The sequence below is a fragment of the Pseudomonas sp. GD04015 genome, from assembly GCF_029837675.1.
In the GTDB taxonomy this organism is placed as follows: Bacteria; Pseudomonadota; Gammaproteobacteria; order Pseudomonadales; family Pseudomonadaceae; genus Aquipseudomonas; species Aquipseudomonas paralcaligenes.
The window spans coordinates 187,746-205,063 of record NZ_JAOEEE010000007.1 but is presented as its reverse complement, the minus strand read 5'-3'; the positions used below and the strand labels follow the sequence as shown (position 1 = coordinate 205,063).

Below are 17,318 nucleotides of genomic sequence, written 5' to 3'. Positions count from 1 at the left end.
AAAGGCTGAACCACGTTAGATGCCCATCATGATCGAGCACGAAGACCCCAGCCGCGATCGGCTCAAGCAACACTTCGCCAAGCGCGTGATTCACCAGGCGCGTCAGGTGCTGGAGGTGTGGCAACGCCTGCAGCAGCAGGAGTGGGACGCGACCGCGCTGGCCGAGCTGATCGAGGCCAACCTGGGGCTGCTGCGCTACGCCGAGCGCTTCGAACAGGACCTGCACGTCCACCTCGCCCGCTCCATCGGCCATTGCCTGGAAGCCGTCGAAGCCAATCGCGGCCGCCTCACCAGCCAGCTGATCACCGAACTCAACCAGTTGATGCAGCGCCTGTCGCGCACGGGCCTGCGCCATGGCGACCAGTACGACCAGACCTTCCTGCCGCCCTTGCGCAAACCCGTGTACCTGGCCCTGCAGGACCAGGAGCGTGCCGAGCGCCTGGCCCAGCAACTGGAATTCTTCGGCCTGCACGCCCAGCCGCTGGCCAGCGCCGCCGCCTTCCGCACCGCCATGGACGAGCGCCACCCGGCAGCCATCCTGATGGAAGTGGACTTCTCCGGGCCCGACCAGGGACTGGCGCTGGCCAGCGAGGCCCAGGAAGGCCTGGAACACAAGCTGCCCCTGCTGTTCTTCAGCCACCAGGACGTCGACACCCCCACCCGCCTGGCAGCCGTGCGCGCCGGCGGCCAGGAGTTCTTCACCGGCGCCCTGGATGCCTCCAGCCTGATCGAGCGCATCGAGATCCTCACCAACGTGATCCAGTACGATCCCTACAAGGTGCTGATCATCGACGACTCGCGGGCCCAGGCGATCCACACCGAGCGCGTGCTGAACAGCGCGGGCATCGTCACCCGCACCCTGACCGAGCCGATCCAGGCCATGGCCGAGCTGGCCGAGTTCCAGCCCGACCTGATCATCCTCGACATGTACATGCCCGAGTGCAACGGCCCCGAACTGGCCAAGGTGATCCGCCACAACGACCGCTACGTCAGCGTGCCGATCATCTACCTGTCCGCCGAAGACGACCTGGACAAGCAGCTCGACGCCATGAGCGAAGGCGGCGACGACTTCCTGACCAAGCCGATCAAGCCGCGCCACCTGATCGCCACCGTGCGCAACCGCGCGGCGCGGGCGCGCAACCTCAAGGCACGCATGGTGCGCGACAGCCTCACCGGGCTGTTCAACCACACCCACACCCTGCAGCTGCTCGAAGACGCGCGCTTCCGCGCCCGCCGCGACGGCCAGCCGCTGACCTTCGCCATGCTCGACATCGACCACTTCAAGAAGGTCAACGATACCTACGGCCATCCCATGGGGGACCGGGTGATCAAGAGCCTGGCCCTGTTCCTCAAGCAGCGCCTGCGCAAGACCGACCACATCGGCCGCTACGGTGGCGAAGAATTCGCCGTGGTCCTGCCGGACACCGACGCCGCCACCGCGGCCAAGGTACTCGACGAAATCCGCAAGCGCTTCGCCGAGATCCACTACCCGGCCCAGCCCCGCGACCTGAGCTGCACCTTCAGCTGCGGCATCGCCGAAGTGACCGAGGATATGGACACCAACACCCTGTCCAAGCAGGCCGACGAAGCGCTCTACGTCGCCAAGCGCGGCGGGCGCAACCGGGTGGAAATCTACCTGGGCGAAAAAGCGTGACCGGCGTCACAGCGTCATAAGGCTGTAACCGTATCGCAATAACCTGTGGGCATCGCCAGCTTTTCCGGTGCCCACCATGCGTCTCAAGCAGCTCACCAACCTCTCGACCCTCCTCCTGATCACCTCGTGCCTGGCTCTGGGCGGCACGCTCTGGTGGTCGGAGCGGGCACTGGAGCAGCCGTACCTGCTGATGCAGCGCTACCTCAACCTGTCCCAGCAGTTCCAGCACCAGGTCGCCGACAACGTGCAAGCCTACCTGGCCAGCGGCGACGCGGTGCGCCACAGCCAGGCGACCCAGGCCATCGCCGAGCTGGAGACCCGGCTGGGCGAACTGCCCGCGCAACTGGCCGACGCCCTGCGCCCCAGCCTGCAGGACCTGGAGCGTTTCGTCTCCACCGACCTGCTCGCCGCCGGCAAGCTGGCCGGCGATCCGCAAGGCCTGCTGCTGCAGGCCGAGCGGGAGATGGGCGGCGCCCTCGATCAACTGGCCCGCTACGCCGACGACAGCGGCAGCCCGGATGCCCAGCGCTACGCCCAGCCGCTGTTCCGCGGCGCCCAACACCTGGTGCGCCTGAGCCACGCCCGCGACAAACTGGTGAGCAGCGGGCGCAGCGAACTGGCCGGCGACGTGGAGCGGGAACTGGGCGCGCTCGAACAGCTGGCCGGCGCCCTCGAAGCCCTGCCCCTGCTCGGCGTGACCGAAGACGCTAACGCCGGCAACAGCTTCGCCGACCTGCTCGGGCTGGCGGGCGACGCCGACCAGCAGCAGGCGGAAGACAAGGGCATCGCCCTCAAGCGCGACTTCGCCAGCCTGGTCAAGCGCTATCCGGCCGAGCTGGCGCGCACCCGCGCGCTGATCCAGCAGCGCGGTGAACTGCTCAGCGCCAGCGCCGCCAAGATCGAGCAACTGCAATCCGCCCTGGCCGGCCTGGAGCCACTGGTACGCGCCGAGCACAGCCGCATCCAGGGCGAGGCGCGCCTGATCCAGGGCGTGGTCATCGGCCTGATCCTGCTCATCGCCCTCGGCCTGGACCGCATCCAGCGCCGCCTGAGCAACCTGCTCGGCCACCTGGCCCCGGCCCTGTCGACCTGGGCCGCCGGCGACTTCTCCCGCGACGTCCACCTCGACTCGCGTACCCGCGAGCTGCGCGACATCGAGGAATCCCTCAACCATCTGCGCCGCTACCTGGTCGAGCTGATCGGCACCATCCACCAGCACGCCGGCGAAGTGGCTGGCAGCAGCCGCACCCTGGCCGAACTGAGCCAGGGCCTGCACGGCGGCGCCGAGCGCCAGCTGGCCGACACCGCGCAGATCCGCGATGCCCTGGGCGAGCTGGAAGGCACCATCGCCCGGGTCGCCGACGACGCCAGCCAGGCCGCCGAGGCCAGCCGCGCCGCCAGTCGCGCGGTGGAACAGGGCCAGCGGGTCATCGAACAGAGCCTGACCGGCCTGCAATGCCTGGTCGGCGAGGTGCAGGGCAACGCCCAGTCCATCGAACAGCTGGCCGCCGAAACCGCCACCATCGGCCAGGTGCTGACGGTGATCCGCGGCGTGGCCGAACAGACCAACCTGCTGGCGCTCAACGCCGCCATCGAGGCCGCCCGCGCCGGCGAGGCGGGGCGCGGCTTCGCCGTGGTCGCCGACGAGGTGCGCTCGCTGGCCCAGCGCACCAGCGGCGCCACCGAGGAAATCCAGCAACTGATCGCCCGCCTGCAGGCCGCCGCCCAGCAATCGGTGACTGCCATGCGTGCCCAGATGGAACACGCCGAGGCCACCGCCAGCCAGGCCGAGCAGGCCGACGGCGCCCTGGACGAAGTGGTGCTCGCCATCCGCACCATCGCCAGCATGGCCGAACGCATCGCCGAGGCCACCGCCCACCAGGGCGGCGCCGCCAGCGAAATCCGCGACCGCAGCGAACGCATCCACCACCTCGGCGGCGACAACCTGACCCGCATCGGCGAGGGCCGCGCCCAGGGCGAGCAGTTGCTGCAGCTGGGCGGCCGCCTGCATACGGCGGTACAGGCCTTTCGCGTGTAAGCCACAGATTCGCGGACAAGTCCGCTCCCACGCTCTGTGGGAGCGGACTTGTCCGCGAAAAAACTCCCTCGGCAATATCCGTTGACAGCCCGCGCCATCAGGGTAGTCGAGTGGAAGATCGGCTGTGCGCCCCCCTCAACGCCCCGTCGTCCCCACGCAGGCGGGGCCCCAGGGACGCGGTGTCTTGACCCGCGCCTGGATTCCCGCCTGCGCGGGAATGACGGGATTTCCTGCCTTGTCCGAATAGGGCCTTCACCCGATTGCCCCACCTGCGCCACCCGGTCGCCTGGGGTCAGCCGGCGGACTTGGGTATGATGCCCGCCAAGTCCGTCGTGCGAGTCCGCCATGCGCCGCCTGCTGCCGCTGTTCCTGCTGCTGTTCACCCTGCCGGCCCTGGCTGGCCTGTTCGACGATCCGACGCCGCGTGGCGTGATCGACGAGGCGCCGCTGAACAACAGCGCCGACTTCCTGCCGGTGCGCGAGGCGTTCCGCCTTAGCCTGGTGGAAAGCTCGGCGAACACGGTGAAGCTGCGCTTCGTCAACGCCGAGGGCTACTACCTCTACCGCCACCGCTTCCAGTTCCGCATCGAGCCCAGCGACCTGGCCAGGGGCGAGGCCGTGCTGCCGGCGGGCGAGCCGAAGCACGACGAATTCTTCGGCGACGTCGAGGTGTACTACGGCATCACCGACGTCGAGCTGCCGATCGACAACCCCATCGACCTGCCCTTCACCGTGCACGTCACCTACCAGGGCTGCGCCGACAAGGGCCTGTGCTACCCGCCGGAGACCGAGCGCATCGAGGTCGACGGCAAGGGCGCCGCGCCCACGACCGCCGCAGAGTCATCGGCTGGCGCCCCGGCCCCCGGCGGCTGGACCTGGAAGGAACTGGCGCTGTTCTTCATCGGCGGCCTGGGCCTGGCCCTGACCCCCTGCGTGCTGCCGATGCTGCCGATCCTCACCGGAGTGGTCCTGCGCGGCCAGCCCGGCGGTGTCCGCGGCCTGGTGCTGTCGCTGGCCTATGTGCTGCCGATGGCGATCAGCTTCGCCATCCTCGGTGCGCTGATGGGCCTGTTCGGTGCCGAACTCAACCTGCAGGCGCGCCTGCAGTCGCCCTGGGTGCTGGTGCCCTTCGCCATCTTCTTCGGCCTGTTCGGCGCCGCCAGCCTGGGCTTCCTCGAACTGCGCCTGCCGGCCGCCGTCGACGGCCCGCTGCAGCGCCTGAGCCAGCGCCTGCAGGGCGGCACCCTGCTCAGCGCCGCCGCCCTCGGCGTGCTCTCCAGCCTGCTGGTGTCGCCTTGCGTGTCAGCGCCCCTGGCCGGCGCCCTGCTCTATATCAGCGCCAGCGGCGACGCCCTCGGCGGCGGTCTCAAGCTGCTCGCCCTGGGCCTGGGCATGGGCACGCCTTTGGTGCTGTTCGCCGTCGGTGGCGGCGCCCTGCTGCCGAAGTCCGGCCCGTGGATGATCACCGTGCGCAACGCCTTCGGCGCCCTGCTGATGGCGGTTTCGGTCTGGCTGCTGGAGCGGGTGGTGCCCGGCCCGGTCGCCCTGGCCCTGTGGGGCCTGCTGGCCGCCGGCGTCGCCCTGTGGCTGGGCGTGCTGGAGCTGACGCCGAAGACCCACCACCAGAAGGTGGCCCAACTGCTCGGCCTGCCGCTGCTGGTCTATGCCGTGATGGCCTGGATCGGCGCCCTGCAGGGCGAGAGCGATCCGCTGCGCCCGCTCGGCCATGGCGCCGCCGTCATCGGTGCTCCTGTCCAGGCGGCCGAGAGCCAGTGGCAGACCATCACCACCCCGGCCGAACTGGAGACCGCACTCGCCGCGGCGAAGAACGCCGGCCAGCCGCTGCTGCTCGACTGGTACGCCGACTGGTGCATCAGCTGCAAGGTGATCGAGCGCGAAGTGCTCGCCGCACCCGAAGTGACCGCCCGGTTGGGCGGCTACCGGCTGGTCCGCTTCGACATCACCGAGAGCAGCGCCGAGCAACGCGCGCTGCTGGACCGCTACCAGCTGTTCGGCCCGCCCGCGATCCTGTTCTTCGCCGGAAACGGTGACGAGTGGAAGGATTTGCGTGTCGTAGGTGAAATCAACGCCGCCGATTTCGCCGAACGCCTGGGCAGCGCCACCGCCCGCCAGAACTGACGACGTCATATTTCTGCCGCAAATTTCGTCCATCGTGCCGACTACTTCTGGCAACTGGACAGCCCGCAGCGCTTTCGGCATAGTCCCGGCCAGTCCAAGGTCAGAACAACAAGGAAGCGCCCATGGCCACCCTCCTGGTGCTGCACGGCCCCAACCTCAACCTGCTGGGCACTCGCGAGCCCGACAAATACGGCGCCACCACCCTGGCCGAGATCGATCAGGATCTGGAGCAGCGCGCCCGCGCCGCCGGCCATCACCTGATGCATCTGCAGAGCAACGCCGAGTATGAGCTGATCGACCGGATTCATGCCGCGAAAGGCGAAGGCGTCGACTTCATCCTCATCAATCCCGCCGCCTTCACCCACACCAGCGTCGCATTACGTGACGCGCTGCTGGCGGTGAGCATCCCATTCATCGAAGTGCACCTGTCCAACGTGCACAAGCGCGAACCCTTCCGCCATCACTCCTACTTCTCCGACGTAGCGGTGGGAGTGATCTGCGGCCTTGGCGCCAGCGGTTACCGACTGGCCCTGGAGGCCGCCCTGGAACAATTAGAACGCCCCTGACCTCACCCTTGGGAGTTGCAGAACTATGGATATCCGTAAAGTCAAGAAACTGATCGAGCTGCTGGAAGAGTCCGGTATCGACGAACTGGAGATCCGCGAGGGCGAAGAGTCCGTGCGCATCAGCCGTCACAGCAAGCAGCCGGCCTACGCCCCGCAGCCGGTATACGCCACCGCTCCGGCTCCGGCCGCCGCGCCTGTTGCAGCTGCCGCTCCGGCAGAAGCCGGCGCCCCCGCCGCGCCCAAGCTGAACGGCACCGTGGTCCGCTCGCCGATGGTCGGCACCTTCTACCGCGCCGCCTCGCCGACCTCCGCCAACTTCGCCGAAGTCGGCCAGAGCGTGAAGAAGGGCGACATCCTGTGCATCGTCGAAGCGATGAAGATGATGAACCACATCGAGGCCGAGGCCAGCGGCGTGATCGAGTCGATCCTCGTCGAGAACGCCCAGCCGGTTGAGTACGACCAGCCCCTGTTCACCATCGTCTGATGACGGGGAGCCCGTAATGCAGAAGCTGGAAAAAGTCCTGATCGCCAACCGTGGCGAAATCGCCCTGCGCATCCTGCGCGCGTGCAAGGAACTGGATATCAAGACGGTGGCGGTCTACTCCACCGCAGACCGTGAGCTCATGCACCTCGGCCTGGCCGACGAGACCGTGTGCATCGGCCCGGCGCCGGGCGCACAGTCCTACCTGAGCATCCCCGCCATCATCAGCGCCGCCGAAGTCACCGGCGCCACCGCGATCCACCCGGGCTATGGTTTCCTCGCCGAGAACGCCGACTTCGCCGAGCAGGTGGAGAAATCCGGCTTCGCCTTCATCGGTCCGACCGCCGACGTGATCCGCCTGATGGGCGACAAGGTCTCGGCCAAGAACGCCATGATCAAGTCCGGCGTACCCGTGGTACCCGGTTCCGAAGGCCCGTTGCCGGAGGATGAGGAAACCGCGCTGAAGATCGCCCGCGAGGTCGGCTACCCGGTGATCATCAAGGCCGCCGGCGGCGGCGGCGGGCGCGGCATGCGCGTGGTGCACAAGGAAGAAGACCTGATCAAGTCGGCCAAGCTGACCCGCACCGAGGCCGGCGCCGCGTTCGGCAACCCCATGGTCTACCTGGAGAAGTTCCTCGGCAATCCGCGCCACGTGGAAGTCCAGGTGCTGTCCGACGGCCAGGGCAACGCCATCCACCTGTACGACCGCGACTGCTCGCTGCAGCGCCGCCACCAGAAGGTGCTGGAAGAAGCCCCCGCCCCGCTGATCGACGAGAAGGCCCGCGCCGAAGTCCTGCAGCGCTGCGTCGACGCCTGCATCGAGATCGGCTACCGCGGCGCCGGCACCTTCGAGTTCCTCTACGAGGACGGCCGCTTCTACTTCATCGAGATGAACACCCGCGTGCAGGTCGAGCACCCGGTCACCGAGATGGTCACCGGCATCGACATCCTCAAGGAAATGCTCAGCATCGCCGCCGGCAACAAGCTGTCGATCAAACAGGAAGACGTGAAGATCCTCGGCCACGCCCTGGAGTGCCGGATCAACGCCGAGGACCCGGACAACTTCATGCCCTGCCCCGGCAAGGTTAAGCACTTCCACGCCCCGGGCGGCAACGGCATCCGCGTCGATTCGCACCTGTACAGCGGTTACTCGGTGCCGCCGAACTACGACTCGCTGATCGGCAAGCTGATCAGCTACGGCCGCACCCGCGACGAAGCCATGGCGCGCATGCGCAACGCCCTGGAAGAGATCGTGGTCGACGGAATCAAGACCAACATCCCGCTCCACCGCGACCTGACCCGCGACAAGGGCTTCCTCAAGGGGGGCGTGAACATTCACTACCTCGAGAAGAAGCTGGGCATGGACAAGCACTAACGCGAGTCCGTAGGGCGGGTGCAACCCGCGCGTGGGCTGTAATTCCGCCCTGCCCACACAGGGGCCGCCTTCGGGCGGCCCCTGTCGTTTCGGCGCCCGCGCTGGCGGGCCGCCGCCGCCCTCAAGTAAGCTGCGCGCCCACGCAACACCGCACACGAGGTTCGCCATGCCCTGGTTACAAGTCCGTCTCGCCATCACCCCGGAACAGGCCGAGCCCTACGAGGACGCCCTGCTCGGCGTCGGCGCCGTGTCGGTGACCTTCATGGACGCCGAGGACCAGCCGATCTTCGAGCCGGACCTGGGCACCACCCCGCTCTGGTCGCATACCCACCTGCTGGCCCTGTTCGAGGCCGACACCGACCCGGCCAACCTGGTCGCCCACCTGGAACTGCTGACCGGCGGCCCGCTGCCCGAGCACCAGATCGAGCACATCGAGGACCAGGACTGGGAGCGCAGCTGGATGGACAACTTCCAGCCCATGCGCTTCGGCCGCCGCCTGTGGATCGTGCCGAGCTGGCACCAGGCGCCGGAGCCGGACGCGGTCAACCTGCTGCTCGACCCGGGCCTGGCCTTCGGCACCGGCACCCACCCGACCACCGCGCTGTGCCTGGAATGGCTGGACGGCCAGGAACTGGCCGGCTGCACCGTGATCGACTTCGGCTGCGGCTCGGGCATCCTCGCCATCGCCGCCCTGCTGCTCGGCGCGCCCCGAGCGGTCGGCACCGACATCGACCCGCAGGCGCTGGAGGCCTCGCGCGACAACGCCTCGCGCAACGGCATCGACCCGGCGCTTTTCCCCGTCTACCTGCCCGCCGACATGCCGCAGCAGCCGGCCGAAGTGGTGGTGGCCAACATCCTGGCCGGCCCGCTGGTGTCCCTGGCGCCGCAGATCACCGCCCTGGTCCAGGCCGGGGGCCGCCTGGCGCTGTCCGGCATCCTCGCCGAACAGGCCGAGGATGTGCGCGCCGCTTACGCCGACGCCTTCGAACTCGATCCGACGGCGGAAAAGGACGGCTGGGTACGCATCAGTGGCGTGAAACGCGGGTAAGTTGCGCGTACTACTGCGCCAATACGGGGCAGAAATGCCCTGTCCGCACGCAACCCCTTGTATTCTCACGCCCCTGCCTGGGTAAACTAGCGCCCTGTTTCGCACGGACCCCCGCATGACCGACAGCTTCGTCACCCAATGCCCCCACTGCCATACCAGCTTCCGCATCAGCCGTGCGCAGCTGGGCGCAGCCCATGGCGCGGTACGCTGCGGTGCCTGCATGCGCGTGTTCAACGCCGCCCAGCAGTTGCTGGTGGACCAGAACCGGGCTGCCAAACCGGTCGCTCCGGCTCCGGCTAAGCCGGCGATACCGCCGGCCGCCGCGCAACCACCCCGCCCCGCTCCGGCCGCTCCCGCGCAGCCCGCAGTCGCGGCGACGCCAGCGGCCAAACCGAGCCAGCCGCCGGCGGAAAAGAAATCCGTCGATACCCTGTGGATTCACGACGACCTGGACCTGGACAGCCTCGACCTGGACGAGGAACTGGCCAAGCTGGAAGAACAGGAAATGCAGCTGTCCCGCGAGTTCCTGGCGATGGACAGCGCGCCGCGGCCGGGCGAAGGCGCACCGCGTGACGATGACGAAGACAGCCGGCACGACGAGAGCTGGGCCGAGTCGCTGATCAAGGACGAGCCGGCGAACAAGCCCGCCGCCGTCCAACCTCCCCGCCCACGGGAGGAACCGCAGCCAGAGCCGCCTGCGGCGAAGAAGGCCGAGCCCGCGAGCCGTCCCCAGCCGCTCGAAGAGCCGCTGCCCGAGCGCGAGGAACCGGCACTGGGCGACCTGTCATCCGACGAGGACCCGGCCGAGGAAATCGGTGACGACAACTACCGTGTCGCCGCCGAGCCCGCGGCCAAGGCACCACGCAGCGAGCCGGCACTGCGCAACGACAGCCTGCTCGACCTGAGCGACGACCCGCTGCAGCTGGACTGGCAGCAGCCGAAGAAGCCCTGGGGCCGCTGGATCGGCTGGGGCCTGCTGAACCTGCTGGCCGCCGGCGCCCTGGCCGGCCAGTACGTGGTCTACCACTTCGAGGAGCTGGCCCGGCAGGACCGCTACCGCCCCTGGTTCGAGACCCTCTGTCCGGAAATCGGCTGCACCCTGCCGTCCAAGGTCGACATCGCCCAGGTGCGCAGCACCAACCTGGTGGTGCGCAGCCATCCGCAGTACATGGACGCGCTGATGGTCGACGCCATCCTCTACAACCGCGCGCCGTTCGCCCAGCCGTTCCCGCTGCTGGAACTGCGCTTCGCCGACCTCAACGGCCAGCTGATCGCCAGCAGCCGCTTCCGCCCCAGCGAGTACCTCAGCGGCGAGCTGGCTGGCCGCGACGAGATGCCTCCGCAGACCCCGATCCACATCTCCCTGGAGATCAAGGACCCGGGCTCCAGGGCGGTCAACTACAGCCTCAGCTTCCACTCTCCCGAGTAGGTGCGAACGCCGGATTTCCGGCGTTCGCAACTTGCCACCTAGCCAAAGGCGATAACCCGATGGCTGCTCATAATTTGTTCAAAACAGCCTTTATCCGGTCACCGAGAGCGGGTATCATGCCCTCCCTTTTTCGCACTCCCCCGATCGCCGTTCCGCACTCTGGCGGGCTACGCCATTGCCCGAACGACCTTCGAGACAACAGGGATGACCCGTCGGTGGTACGCATCGGCCCTTACACTCTGCCCAACCCGCTGATCCTCGCCCCCATGGCGGGCGTCACCGATCAGCCGTTCCGGCAGCTGTGCCGCCGCCTCGGCGCCGGCATGGTGGTGTCCGAGATGGTGACCAGCGACGTGCGCCTGTGGAACAGCCGCAAGTCCCGCCTGCGCCTGGTGCACCAGGGCGATCCCGAACCGCGCTCGGTGCAGATCGCCGGCGGCGATCCCGAGATGCTGGCCGAGGCCGCCCGTCGCAATGTCGAGCTGGGCGCGCAGATCATCGACATCAACATGGGCTGCCCGGCCAAGAAGGTCTGCAACAAGGCCGCCGGCTCGGCACTGATGAAGGACGAGCAGCTGGTCGCCGCCATCCTCGACGCGGTGGTCGCCGCCGTCGACGTGCCGGTGACCCTGAAGATCCGCACCGGCTGGGACCGCTCCAACAAGAACGGCATCACCGTGGCGAAGATCGCCGAGCAGGCCGGCATCGCCGCCCTCGCCGTGCATGGCCGCACCCGCGCCGACCTGTACACCGGCGAGGCCGAGTACGACACCATCGCCGCCATCAAGCAGGCGATCTCCATTCCGGTGTTCGCCAACGGCGACATCGACTCCCCGCAAAAAGCCAGGGCCGTGCTCGACGCCACCGGCGCCGACGCCCTGCTGATCGGCCGCGCGGCGCAGGGACGGCCGTGGATCTTCCGCGAGATCGCCCACTTCCTGACGACCGGCAAGGAACTGCCGGCGCCGGCGCTGTATGAAGTGGAACGCATCCTGCTGGAGCACCTGGCCGCGCTGCACGCCTTCTATGGCGAACACATGGGCGTACGCATCGCCCGCAAGCATGTCGGCTGGTACCTGGCAACCCTGCCCGGCGCGCGGGAGTTCCGCGCCGGCTTCAATCGCCTCGACAGCACCGACGCGCAATGCGCCGCCGTTCGGCAGTTCTTCGCCGAGCAGAACAACAAGGGAGAAGGGGTGGCCGCATGACGAGGATGACCGAGCCTTTTTTTGAGCAATCCGTTTTTGATGGGGCAGTACCCGTGAGCGACAACGCCAACCTGAAGCAGCACCTGAACACACCGTTCGAGCAGGGCCAGTCCCTGCGCGACAGCGTGGAGAAGGCGCTGCACAACTACTTCGCCCACCTCGAGGGAGCCGACGTCACCGACGTCTACAACCTGGTACTGACCGAGGTCGAGGCGCCGCTGCTGGAGACCGTGATGAACTACGTCAAGGGCAACCAGACCAAGGCCTCCGAGCTGCTCGGCCTGAACCGCGGAACCCTGCGCAAGAAGCTCAAGCAGTACGACCTGCTGTAAGCATCGAACCCATGACGAAGGGCGGCCCGTGGCCGCCCTTTTTCACTGAATCTCCAGCTCCGATGGACTTTGCAATGACCGACCAGACCACCCGCCTTCCCGTTCGCCGCGCCCTGATCAGCGTCTCCGACAAGACCGGCATCCTCGAGTTCGCCCGCGAACTCGTCGCCCTGGGCGTCGAGATCCTCTCCACCGGCGGCACCTACAAGCTGCTCAAGGACAACGGCGTTGCGGCGGTGGAAGTGGCCGACTACACCGGCTTCCCGGAGATGATGGACGGCCGGGTGAAGACCCTGCATCCGAAGATCCACGGCGGCATCCTCGGCCGTCGCGCCCTGGACGGCGCGGTGATGGAAGAGCACGGCATCTGCCCGATCGACCTGGTCGCGGTCAACCTCTACCCCTTCGCCGCCACCGTGGCCAAGCCGGGCTGCGACCTGGCCGACGCCATCGAGAACATCGACATCGGCGGCCCGACCATGGTCCGCAGCGCCGCGAAGAACCACAAGGACGTCGCCATCGTGGTCAACGCCGGTGACTACGCCGGCATCGTCGAGTCGCTCAAGGCCGGCGGCCTGAGCTACGCCCAGCGCTTCGATCTGGCGCTCAAGGCCTTCGAGCACACCGCCGCCTACGACGGCATGATCGCCAACTACCTGGGCACCATCGACCAGAGCCGCGACACCCTGAGCACCGAAGCGCGCGGCGCCTTCCCGCGCACCTTCAACAGCCAGTTCATCAAGGCCCAGGAAATGCGCTACGGCGAGAACCCGCACCAGAGCGCGGCGTTCTACGTGGAAGCGCAGAAGGGTGAGGCCAGCGTGTCCACCGCCGTGCAGCTGCAGGGCAAGGAACTGTCGTTCAACAACGTGGCCGACACCGACGCCGCGCTGGAATGCGTGAAGAGCTTCGTCAAGCCGGCCTGCGTCATCGTCAAGCACGCCAACCCGTGCGGCGTCTCCGTGGTGCCGGAAGACGAGGGCGGCATCCGCAAGGCCTACGACCTGGCCTACGCCACCGACACCGAGTCGGCCTTCGGCGGCATCATCGCCTTCAACCGCGAGCTGGACGGCGAGACTGCCCGGGCCATCGTCGAGCGCCAGTTCGTCGAAGTGATCATCGCCCCGAAAATCTCCGCCGAGGCCCGCGAAGTGGTGGCCGCCAAGGCCAACGTGCGCCTGCTCGAATGCGGCGAGTGGCCGGCCGAACGCGCCGCCGGCTGGGACTTCAAGCGGGTCAATGGCGGCCTGCTGGTACAGAGCCGCGACATCGGCATGATCAAGGCCGAAGACCTCAAGGTCGTCACCCAGCGCGCGCCGAGCGAGCAGGAAATCCACGACCTGATCTTCGCCTGGAAGGTGGCCAAGTTCGTCAAGTCCAACGCCATCGTCTACGCCAAGAACCGCCAGACCGTGGGCGTCGGCGCCGGCCAGATGAGCCGCGTCAACTCCGCCCGCATCGCCGCGATCAAGGCCGAGCACGCCGGCCTGGAAGTCAAAGGCGCGGTGATGGCCTCGGACGCCTTCTTCCCGTTCCGCGACGGCATCGACAACGCCGCCAAGGCCGGCATCACCGCGGTGATCCAGCCGGGCGGCTCGATGCGCGACGCCGAGGTGATCGCCGCCGCCGACGAGGCCGGCATCGCCATGGTGTTCACCGGCATGCGCCACTTCAGGCATTGATTGGCATGGCCGCGCTGTAGGAGGCGTCTGCGTTGTTGCGGACGACTTCGCTAATGCTCATTGCCAGTCGGCAACTGCGCTTATCGAAGCCATCCGCGCCTAGCATCCACCAGCTCCATCGCGGCCCGATAGAACGCCAGAAGCAAGATTTCCGCAGGGTGGATAACGCTTTGTTTATCCACCAAACGGGCCAAGGCCCGCCTCCATGAGGAGAGAGATATGAACGTACTGATCATCGGCAGCGGCGGCCGCGAGCACGCCCTGGCCTGGAAAGTGGCGCAGGACAAGCGCGTCGAGAAGGTCTTCGTCGCCCCGGGCAACGCCGGCACCGCCACCGAGGCCAAGTGCGAGAACGTCGCCATCGACGTGCTGGCCATCGAGCAGTTGGCCGACTTCGCCGAGAAGAACGTGCAGCTGACCATCGTCGGCCCGGAAGCGCCGCTGGTGAAGGGCGTGGTCGACCTGTTCCGCACCCGCAAGCTGGACATCTTCGGCCCCACCGCCGCCGCCGCCCAGCTGGAAGGCTCCAAGGCCTTCACCAAGGACTTCCTGGCGCGCCACGATATCCCCACCGCCGACTACCAGAACTTCACCGAGGTCGAGCCGGCCCTGGCCTACCTGCGCGAGAAGGGTGCACCGATCGTGGTCAAGGCCGACGGCCTGGCCGCCGGCAAGGGTGTGATCGTCGCCATGACCCTGGCCGAAGCCGAGGAAGCGGTGCGCGACATGCTCTCGGGCAACGCCTTCGGCGACGCCGGCGCCCGCGTGGTGATCGAGGAGTTCCTCGACGGCGAGGAAGCCTCCTTTATCGTCATGGTCGACGGCGAGAACGTGCTGCCCATGGCCACCAGCCAGGACCACAAGCGCGTCGGCGACGGCGACACCGGCCCCAACACCGGCGGCATGGGCGCCTACTCCCCGGCCCCGGTGGTCACCCCGGACGTGCACCAGCGCGTGATGGACGAGGTGATCTACCCCACCGTGCGCGGCATGGCAGCCGAGGGCAACGTCTACACCGGCTTCCTCTACGCCGGGCTGATGATCGACAAGGCCGGCCGGCCCAAGGTCATCGAGTTCAACTGCCGCTTCGGCGACCCGGAGACCCAGCCGGTGATGCTGCGCCTGGAAAGCTCCCTGGTGCTGCTGGTCGAAGCCGCCCTGGCCAAGGCCCTGGACAAGGTCGAGGCGACCTGGGACCCGCGTCCGACCGTGGGCGTGGTGATCGCTGCCGGTGGCTACCCGGGCGACTACGCCAAGGGTGATGTGATCGAGGGCCTGGACGCGGCGGCGAAGATCGACGGCAAGGTGTTCCACGCCGGCACCGCGCTGAAGGACGGCCAGATCGTCACCGCCGGCGGCCGTGTGTTGTGCGCCACCGCCATCGGCCCGAGCGTGTCCAGTGCCCAGCAGCAGGCCTATCGCCTGGCCGAGCAGATCCGCTGGAACGGCAGCTTCTACCGCAAGGACATCGGCTACCGCGCCATTGCCCGCGAGCAGGGCAAAGACTGAGGCTCTCCTGTGGGAGCGGATTTATCCGCGAAATTCGCGGCTGAAGCCGCTCCCACAAGAGCAGCCAACGACAAGGCCCCGCATCTGCGGGGCCTTTTCATTTGCAGGTAGCGATCAGTGCCAGTCGCGCAGGTCGCGGTCCTTGGTCTCCGGCATCAGGAACAGGCCGATGATGAAAGTCATCACCGCCACCACGATGGGATACCACAGGCCGTAGTAGATGTTGCCGGTGGCCGCCACCATGGCGAACGCGGTGGTCGGCAGGAAGCCGCCGAACCAGCCGTTGCCGATGTGGTACGGCAGGGACATCGCCGTGTAACGGATGCGCGTCGGGAACAGCTCCACCAGCAGCGCCGCGATCGGCCCGTAAACCATGGTCACGAACAGCACCAGCACGGTCAGCAGCAGCACCAGCATCGGCGTGTTGATCTGCTCCGGGTCGGCCTTGGCCGGGTAGCCGTGGCTGCGGATCACCTCGGTCATCCTGACGTTGAACGCATCGGACTCCGCCTTGAACCGGTCGGCCGCCATGCCGGCGCCGGAGAACGAAGCGATGGTCTCGTCGCCGATGCGGATGCTGGCATTGGTGCCAGCCGGCGCTTCCTCGTTGGCATAGTTCACCGAGTTGCGCGCGAGGAAGCCCTTGGCGATGTCGCACGAGGTGACGAACTTCGAGGTGCCCACCGGGTTGAACTGGAACGAGCATTCGCTCGGGTCCGCCACCACGGTCACCGGCGCGGTGGCCTGGGCCCGCTCCAGCGCCGGGTTGGCGTAGTGGGTGATCAGGCCGAACAGCGGGAAGTAGGTCAGCGCCGCGATCAGGCAGCCGCCGAGGATGATCGGCTTGCGCCCGATCTTGTCCGACAGCCAGCCGAAGACGATGAAGAACGGCGTGCCGATCAGCAGCGACAGGGCGATCAAGATGTTCGCCGTGGGCCCGTCCACCTTCAGCGTCTGGGTCAGGAAGAACAGCGCGTAGAACTGGCCGGTATACCAGACCACCGCCTGGCCGGCGGTGCCGCCGAACAGGGCGATCAGCGCCATCTTGGCATTTTCCCAGCGGCCGAAGGCCTCGGTCAGCGGTGCCTTGGAAGTCTTGCCCTCTTCCTTCATCTTCTTGAACGCCGGGCTCTCGCTCAGGGTCAGGCGGATCCATACCGAGATGCCCAGCAGCACGATGGAAAGCAGGAAGGGAATGCGCCAGCCCCAGGCGGCGAAGGCCTCCTCGCCGAGCCAGGTGCGGGTGCCGAGGATCACCAGCAGCGACAGGAACAGGCCCAGCGTCGCGGTGGTCTGGATCCACGAGGTGTAGAAGCCGCGCCGGCCGTGGGGCGCGTGCTCGGCCACGTAGGTCGCCGCGCCACCGTACTCGCCGCCCAGCGCCAGCCCCTGGAACAGCCGCAGCACGATCAGGATGATCGGCGCCGCGATGCCCCAGGTCGCGTAGGACGGCAGGATGCCGACGATGAAGGTCGACAGGCCCATGATCATGATGGTGATGAGGAAGGTGTACTTGCGCCCCACCAGGTCGCCGAGCCGGCCGAACACGATGGCGCCGAACGGCCGCACCGCGAAGCCGGCGGCGAAGGCCATGAGGGCGAAGATGAAGGCGGCGGTGGGATTGACCCCGGAGAAGAACTGCGCTGCGATGATCGCCGAGAGCGATCCGTAGAGATAGAAGTCGTACCACTCGAAGACGGTGCCGAGGGAAGACGCGAAGATGACCTTGCGCTCCTCCGACGTCATGGGGCCGGCCGGCGCATGGCCGGGTGCTGCCGTTGACACGCTCATATAGGCTGCCTCCGACGCCCTGTCGACGGAGAGCGGGATCGCCCTGCGCCCGGACGTCTTTTCTTG

Annotated in this window: 13 protein-coding genes; 12 read left to right on the top strand and 1 reads right to left on the bottom strand. The window is 67.7% G+C overall.

All coding sequences use genetic code 11. The features are described 5' to 3' along the window. Nucleotides 1-25: 25 nt before the first annotated feature. From N7640_RS08920 to purD, 12 genes are all read left to right on the top strand, one after another. Entirely contained in the window at nt 26-1,654 is a 1,629-nt protein-coding gene (locus N7640_RS08920; protein ID WP_220815935.1) for a PleD family two-component system response regulator, read from the top strand. 76 nt (nt 1,655-1,730) lie between these two features. Further along, nucleotides 1,731-3,692, top strand: coding sequence for a methyl-accepting chemotaxis protein (locus N7640_RS08915; RefSeq protein ID WP_279903580.1), 1,962 nt, complete (start codon nt 1,731-1,733; stop codon nt 3,690-3,692). 345 nt (nt 3,693-4,037) lie between these two features. Next, nucleotides 4,038-5,831 (top strand): protein-disulfide reductase DsbD, encoded by a 1,794-nt coding sequence (locus N7640_RS08910; protein ID WP_279903578.1) that lies wholly within the window; start codon nt 4,038-4,040, stop codon nt 5,829-5,831. 122 nt (nt 5,832-5,953) lie between these two features. Beyond that, nucleotides 5,954-6,397, top strand: coding sequence for a type II 3-dehydroquinate dehydratase (aroQ, locus tag N7640_RS08905; protein ID WP_220815919.1), 444 nt, complete (start codon nt 5,954-5,956; stop codon nt 6,395-6,397). Between the two features lie 25 nt (nt 6,398-6,422). Continuing rightward, nucleotides 6,423-6,881 carry an acetyl-CoA carboxylase biotin carboxyl carrier protein gene (gene accB / locus N7640_RS08900; protein WP_279903577.1) on the top strand — a complete coding sequence of 153 codons (459 nt, stop codon included), beginning with the start codon at nt 6,423-6,425 and terminating at the stop codon, nt 6,879-6,881. A 16-nt stretch (nt 6,882-6,897) separates the two neighbouring features. Continuing rightward, the gene (gene accC, locus N7640_RS08895) at nt 6,898-8,253 is read left to right on the top strand and encodes an acetyl-CoA carboxylase biotin carboxylase subunit (protein WP_279903576.1); all 1,356 of its coding nucleotides are present in this window, start codon (nt 6,898-6,900) and stop codon (nt 8,251-8,253) included. Nucleotides 8,254-8,419: 166 nt separating this feature from the next. Next, nucleotides 8,420-9,301: a 50S ribosomal protein L11 methyltransferase gene (prmA, locus tag N7640_RS08890; RefSeq protein ID WP_279903575.1), complete on the top strand. Its 882-nt coding sequence runs from the start codon at nt 8,420-8,422 to the stop codon at nt 9,299-9,301. A gap of 115 nt (nt 9,302-9,416) precedes the next feature. Then, nucleotides 9,417-10,730: a DUF3426 domain-containing protein gene (locus N7640_RS08885; protein ID WP_279903574.1), complete on the top strand. Its 1,314-nt coding sequence runs from the start codon at nt 9,417-9,419 to the stop codon at nt 10,728-10,730. Nucleotides 10,731-10,945: 215 nt separating this feature from the next. Then, on the top strand, nt 10,946-11,938 hold the full coding sequence (gene dusB, locus N7640_RS08880) for a tRNA dihydrouridine synthase DusB (RefSeq protein ID WP_279903573.1): 993 nt from the start codon (nt 10,946-10,948) through the stop codon (nt 11,936-11,938). Then, on the top strand, nt 11,935-12,270 hold the full coding sequence (fis, locus tag N7640_RS08875) for a DNA-binding transcriptional regulator Fis (RefSeq protein WP_220815925.1): 336 nt from the start codon (nt 11,935-11,937) through the stop codon (nt 12,268-12,270). The genes dusB and fis overlap by 4 nt, the downstream gene beginning before the upstream one ends. A 74-nt stretch (nt 12,271-12,344) precedes the next feature. Continuing rightward, nucleotides 12,345-13,952, top strand: coding sequence for a bifunctional phosphoribosylaminoimidazolecarboxamide formyltransferase/IMP cyclohydrolase (gene purH, locus N7640_RS08870; RefSeq protein ID WP_279903571.1), 1,608 nt, complete (start codon nt 12,345-12,347; stop codon nt 13,950-13,952). Nucleotides 13,953-14,171: 219 nt separating this feature from the next. After that, nucleotides 14,172-15,461 (top strand): phosphoribosylamine--glycine ligase, encoded by a 1,290-nt coding sequence (gene purD / locus N7640_RS08865; RefSeq protein WP_279903570.1) that lies wholly within the window; start codon nt 14,172-14,174, stop codon nt 15,459-15,461. A gap of 114 nt (nt 15,462-15,575) precedes the next feature. Here purD and N7640_RS08860 read toward each other — a convergent pair whose 3' ends face one another. Continuing rightward, nucleotides 15,576-17,207, bottom strand: coding sequence for an MFS transporter (locus N7640_RS08860; protein WP_220815928.1), 1,632 nt, complete (start codon nt 17,205-17,207; stop codon nt 15,576-15,578). Nucleotides 17,208-17,318 lie beyond the last annotated feature (111 nt).

What these genes read in the sequence shown, in the direction of transcription:
- N7640_RS08915 (WP_279903580.1), top strand. Translation starts at nt 1,731, where the DNA reads ATGCGTCTCAAGCAGCTCACCAACCTCTCGACCCTCCTCCTGATCACC.
- N7640_RS08910 (WP_279903578.1), top strand. Translation starts at nt 4,038, where the DNA reads ATGCGCCGCCTGCTGCCGCTGTTCCTGCTGCTGTTCACCCTGCCGGCC.
- aroQ (WP_220815919.1), top strand. Translation starts at nt 5,954, where the DNA reads ATGGCCACCCTCCTGGTGCTGCACGGCCCCAACCTCAACCTGCTGGGC.
- accB (WP_279903577.1), top strand. Translation starts at nt 6,423, where the DNA reads ATGGATATCCGTAAAGTCAAGAAACTGATCGAGCTGCTGGAAGAGTCC.
- accC (WP_279903576.1), top strand. Translation starts at nt 6,898, where the DNA reads ATGCAGAAGCTGGAAAAAGTCCTGATCGCCAACCGTGGCGAAATCGCC.
- prmA (WP_279903575.1), top strand. Translation starts at nt 8,420, where the DNA reads ATGCCCTGGTTACAAGTCCGTCTCGCCATCACCCCGGAACAGGCCGAG.
- N7640_RS08885 (WP_279903574.1), top strand. Translation starts at nt 9,417, where the DNA reads ATGACCGACAGCTTCGTCACCCAATGCCCCCACTGCCATACCAGCTTC.
- fis (WP_220815925.1), top strand. Translation starts at nt 11,935, where the DNA reads ATGACGAGGATGACCGAGCCTTTTTTTGAGCAATCCGTTTTTGATGGG.
- purH (WP_279903571.1), top strand. Translation starts at nt 12,345, where the DNA reads ATGACCGACCAGACCACCCGCCTTCCCGTTCGCCGCGCCCTGATCAGC.
- purD (WP_279903570.1), top strand. Translation starts at nt 14,172, where the DNA reads ATGAACGTACTGATCATCGGCAGCGGCGGCCGCGAGCACGCCCTGGCC.
- N7640_RS08860 (WP_220815928.1), bottom strand. Translation starts at nt 17,207, where the DNA reads ATGACGTCGGAGGAGCGCAAGGTCATCTTCGCGTCTTCCCTCGGCACC.